The following is a 4,914-nucleotide window of genomic DNA, read 5'->3' as shown; positions in this document are numbered from 1 at the left end:
CCACCCCCCCCCCCCCCCGTTGGGTGGCGCGGGCGGTTTGTTTGTTTTTGCCCCTAGTTCGCGCGCGCCCTCTCCCCTGGCGGGCCCCCGGGCGCCCCCCCGCCCCCCCCCCGCGCCCGGTGATCAGCACCGGCTCGATGCCGCCCCTGGCGAGCAGTTTCAGGCCGTGACCGTCGAGCGTGCTGAAGGCCTTGACCCTCTCGCCATGTTCGTCGACGTAGAGGCGCCCGTCGGTGAGCACGCCGTCGACATCGAAGATCGCGGCGCGCATGCCTTGCGCGCGCAGCAACAGCTCGGGCGCAAACGCCAAGGTCGGTCGGATCTCGCGCATGGGTCAGATGACTTTCGCGCGCAGAAGGTCATTGGTGTTGAGGGCGCCGACCAGCACACCGGTGGCATCGACCACCAGCACGCTGGTGATACGCCGCTTTTCCATCAGGTCGGCCGCATCCACTGCCAGCGCATCGTCGCGCACCGTGTGCGGCGCGGCTTGCATGACATCGGCGGCCACGAGCGCACGCAGGTCGCGCCCCTTCTCGACCAGCCGGCGCAAGTCGCCGTCGGTGAAAATACCTCGGACCTTGCCGCGCAGGTCGACCACCGCGGTGGCGCCCAGGCCTTTGGCGCTCATCTCGCGCATCAATTCGGTGAACACGGTGTCGAGCGCAACGCGGGGGATCGCCTCGCCGCTGCGCATCACATCGCGCACATGCGTGAGCAGCTTGCGGCCAAGCGAGCCGCCCGGGTGGGAACGCGCAAAGTCAGCCTCCTTGAAGCCACGCGCGTCGAGCAGCGCCACCGCGAGCGCATCGCCGAGGGCGAGCTGCGCGGTGGTGCTCGCGGTCGGCGCCAGGTTCAGCGGGCAGGCCTCCTGTGCGACCGAATTGTCGAGCACCACATCCGCATGCCGGGCCAGCGTGGACTGGTGCCGACCCGTCATCGCCAGCAGCGAAACGCCGAGCCGACGGATCGCCGGCATGATCACCGTCAGCTCATCGACCTCTCCGGAGTTGGAGATGGCCAGCACCACGTCGCCCGGCGTCACCATGCCAAGGTCGCCATGGCTCGCCTCCGCAGGATGCACGAACATCGCAGGCGTGCCGGTCGACGCGAGAGTCGCGGCAATCTTGCGCCCGACATGACCGCTCTTGCCCATGCCCATCACGACCACGCGACCACGACAGGCGAGCATCAAGGCCACCGCGGCGGCAAACGCGCCGGCCATGGGCCCGGCGACTCGCTGACGCAGCGCGCCGAGCGCTTCGGCTTCAATGGCAAGCACCTGCGCGCCCATGTCGACGCTGCGCTGCGCTGATGAAGTTAACGGCTGGCTCACAGGGTGCGCCCCGGGGCTGCACGTCCGGGGCCTTGGGTAGCATCCAACGATTCTAGGCGCGGCCCTTGTCGCGGCGCCGAACCTGCAAGCGCGCCGCCTATGGCCTCATCGCTCGAACTTGCCCTGCTCTACCTGGTGGCCGCAGTGCTCGGCGTGGCCGCGTGCCGCTCGCTACGGCTGCCGCCGATGTTCGGCTATCTGGCCGTGGGCGTGGCGATCGGTCCCCATGCGCTTGCACTGGCCGGCGACTCGGTGGGTATGCAGTACCTCGCCGAGTTCGGCGTCGTGTTCCTGATGTTCGTCATCGGGCTCGAGTTCAACCTGCCCAAGTTGCGCAGCATGCGCGCGCTGGTGTTCGGCCTGGGGCTGTCGCAGGTTGGCCTCACGGTGCTCGCCGCGATCGCCGGCAACGCCACGCTTGCATGGGTGCTGTCGATGTTCGGCCGTTCCTGGGGTCTGGGTTGGCAGAGCGCCATTGCGCTGGGCGCGGCGCTTGCGATGAGCAGCACTGCGATCGTTGTCAAGCTGATGGCTGATCGGCTCGAACTCGAGACCGAACACGGCCGCCGCGTGATGGGCGTGCTGCTGTTTCAGGACTTGGCGGTCGTGCCGCTGCTCGTGTTGATCCCCGCGCTGGGCGAATCCGCCGAAGGCATGACACGCGCGCTGCTGATCGCAGCGCTGAAGGCCACCGTCTTGCTCACGCTGCTGCTCGTGGGCGGCCAGCGCGTGATGCGGTGGTGGCTCACGTTGGTGGCGCGTCGCCGCAGCGAGGAATTGTTCGTGCTCAACCTGCTGCTGGTCACGCTCGGCCTGGCTTGGCTCACCGAGCATGCGGGCCTGTCGCTCGCGCTCGGTGCCTTCATCGCCGGCATGCTCATCGCCGAGACCGAATACAAGCACCAGGTCGAGACCGACATCCGGCCCTTTCACGACGTACTGCTCGGCCTGTTCTTCGTCACCATCGGCATGAAACTCGACTTGCGCGCGATCTGGGACCAGTGGATGCTGGTGGCGCTGCTGACCACCGTGCCGGTGCTCTTCAAGTTTGGCCTCGTCACCGCCCTGGCGCGCGGCTTTGGTGCAACCACGGGCGTGGCGCTGCGCACGGGCCTCTATCTCGCACAGGCCGGCGAGTTCGGCTTCGTGCTGCTGCAGCTGGCGGGACAGGGCAAGTTGCTGCCTCCCCAGTTGCAAGGCCCGGTGTTGGCTTCAATGGTGCTGTCGATGCTCGCCACGCCGCTCATCGTGCTCTACAGCAACCGAATCGTGATGCGATTGGCCGCGAGCGACTGGCTGCTGCAGTCGCTGGCCGTCACCTCGATCGCCAAGCGCGCGATCAGCGCCGAGGCGCACGTCATCATCTGCGGCTACGGCCGCAGCGGCCAGAACCTGGCGCGGATGCTCGAGGCCGAGCACATTGCCTACATGGCGCTAGACCTCGACCCGGACCGCGTGCGTCAAGCCGCCGCCGCCGGGCAGAACGTCGCGTTCGGGGACGCGTCCCGCCTGAAGAGCTTGATGGCCGCCGGTCTGGCTCGCGCGACCGCAGTGGTGGTGAGTTACCACGACACGCCAGCGGCGCTGAAGATCCTGCGGCTGGTGCGGGCGCATGCGCCCGCCGTGCCGGTGATCGTACGCACGATCGACGACAGCGATCTCGAACGGCTGCGGGCGGCCGGCGCCACCGAAGTCGTGCCCGAGGCGATCGAAGGCTCGTTGATGATGGCCTCGCACGTGTTGGCCCTCGTCGGCGTGCCAGTGCGGCGCGTGATCCGTATCGTTCAAGACCAGCGTGACGCCCGCTACGGGCTGCTGCGCGGCTACTTCCACGGCGCCGACGACGACACCGTCGAGGAAATGCACCAGGCCCGGTTGCAGAGCATCACGCTCGCCGAACGCGGCGCCCGACATGGCCAGACGCTTGGCCAGCAAGCGCTCGATCCCCTTGAGGTGCAGGTGGTCTCACTGCGCCGCGCGGGCGGCGCAGCCCTGAGGCCCGGCCGCGACGTCGTCCTACAGGCCGGCGACACGCTGGTGCTGTCGGGTCGACCCGAGGCGCTGGCGCTGGCCGAGAAGCGGCTGCTCGAAGGCTGAGCATTGGCCCCGGCATCACCTCCGGCTGCGATCGTGCAGAGCGCTTGGCTTGCGGCGGCGCGACGCCGGCATGGCATGGGCAGCGGCACAATCCTTACCCGCCTCGAGCCGGCGCCCTGACCCGACTTCCATGGACGACCGCACCCTGATCCGCGACACCATTCGCACCGTGACCGACTGGCCGACGCCCGGCGTGCAGTTCCGCGACATCACGCCGCTGCTGCAGAGTCCCCGGGTGTTTCGGGTGCTGATAGACCAGTTCGTGCATCGCTATTTCGGGCTGCAGGCCAGCGCGGTGGCCGGACTCGACGCGCGTGGCTTCATCATCGGCTCGGTGCTGGCCTACGAACTGGGCATTGGCTTCGTGCCGATCCGCAAGAAGGGCAAGCTGCCCTATGCGACGGTGGCGGAGAGCTACGAGCTGGAATACGGCTCGGCGACGGTCGAGATCCACACCGACGCGGTCGAGCCCGGCGCTCGCGTTCTGCTGATCGACGACTTGATCGCCACCGGCGGCACCATGATGGCCGGCAAACGCCTGCTCGAGCGGCTCGGGGCAACGGTGATCGAGGGCGCAGCGATCGTCGACCTGCCCGAGCTTGGCGGCGCCGCCAAGCTGCGCGCAGCGGGTCTGTCGCTCTTCACGTTGGTCAGCTTCGACGGGCACTGACCCCTCGCGCTGCCCTCACTCGTACTCTCTTTCATCGACAAGGGCCGCGAATGCTGCCCTTGTCGATGTTCACGAGCGCAGCGATCCAACTACGTGATCGGCATCTGACGCGTCAGGTTGGCGCGCATGCGCAAGGCCATCACCGATCCCGCGGCTCGCAGCACCTCGAGCGCGATCGCCGGCACGCGCGCACCAAGCTCTTCGAAGCGTGGCAGGCGCATCGCCCAGGCAATGCTCGGCGTCATCGCCTCGACATTGGCGGTGCGTACGCCGTCGGCAAACAGACCCGGCTCGCCGCAAATGGAGCCAGGCCGCAGGATCGCGATCTTGTTGGCCCCCGGCAGGCCACCGCTCACATACACCTGCAGCGTGCCCTGGCCCAGGAAATAGACCGTGCGATCCTGGTCGCCCTGCTTGAGCAGCAGATCACCGCCGCGCAACTCATGGGGCGTCAGATATTGCAGGAACGTACGCCACTGCGCCGCGTCCAGGCGCGGCCTGAACGCGTCTTCGGCGTTCAGCGACTGGATGGCCTGAAACAGTTCGTCGTGGGTCATAGGTGGATCGTTGGTAAAGCGCCGGGCTGTCTCGCTCGATTATCGGCGCGCGGACCGGCGCTCTCCATCGCTCGGTCCGGTGGCCCGCGACGGCAGCCCGTGAAGGGCATCACTTCCCGATGCAAAAGCGCCCGAAGATTTCGCCAAGCAGATCGTCGGCGGTGAAGGCGCCGGTGATCGCACCGAGCGCGTCGTGCGCCAGTCGCAGTTCCTCGGCCAGCAGGTCGAGTGCGCCGTCTGCGCATGCTGCCAGC

4 protein-coding genes and 2 pseudogenes are annotated in these 4,914 nt (G+C 68.0%); 2 read left to right on the top strand and 4 right to left on the bottom strand.

Annotation, left to right across the window (positions count from 1 at the left end):
• Positions 1 to 331 (bottom strand): annotated as a pseudogene (locus RMO12_RS12655) (3-deoxy-D-manno-octulosonate 8-phosphate phosphatase); the annotation flags it as partial.
• 3 nt (positions 332 to 334) lie between these two features.
• Complete coding sequence (locus RMO12_RS12650) at positions 335 to 1,294, bottom strand: KpsF/GutQ family sugar-phosphate isomerase (protein WP_309626237.1); 960 nt, start codon at positions 1,292 to 1,294, stop codon at positions 335 to 337.
• A gap of 141 nt (positions 1,295 to 1,435) precedes the next feature.
• Here RMO12_RS12650 and RMO12_RS12645 point away from each other — a divergent pair, with 141 nt between their 5' ends.
• Entirely contained in the window at positions 1,436 to 3,433 is a 1,998-nt protein-coding gene (locus tag RMO12_RS12645; RefSeq protein ID WP_309639560.1) for a cation:proton antiporter, read from the top strand.
• Between the two features lie 130 nt (positions 3,434 to 3,563).
• A complete protein-coding gene (locus RMO12_RS12640) occupies positions 3,564 to 4,103 on the top strand; it encodes an adenine phosphoribosyltransferase (RefSeq protein ID WP_309626235.1) in 540 nt (179 codons plus the stop codon).
• An 89-nt stretch (positions 4,104 to 4,192) separates the two neighbouring features.
• Here the strand turns inward: RMO12_RS12640 and RMO12_RS12635 are convergent, their stop codons facing one another.
• Together RMO12_RS12635 and RMO12_RS12630 are read right to left on the bottom strand one after the other, a co-directional pair.
• Positions 4,193 to 4,660 carry a cyclic nucleotide-binding domain-containing protein gene (locus tag RMO12_RS12635; protein WP_309626234.1) on the bottom strand — a complete coding sequence of 156 codons (468 nt, stop codon included), beginning with the start codon at positions 4,658 to 4,660 and terminating at the stop codon, positions 4,193 to 4,195.
• Between the two features lie 109 nt (positions 4,661 to 4,769).
• Positions 4,770 to 4,914: pseudogene (locus RMO12_RS12630) on the bottom strand (tRNA uridine-5-carboxymethylaminomethyl(34) synthesis GTPase MnmE); the annotation flags it as partial.

This window comes from Methylibium sp., assembly GCF_031393925.1.
In the GTDB taxonomy this organism is placed as follows: domain Bacteria; phylum Pseudomonadota; class Gammaproteobacteria; order Burkholderiales; family Burkholderiaceae_C; genus Methylibium.
This window is presented reverse-complemented; position numbering and strand designations above follow the sequence as displayed.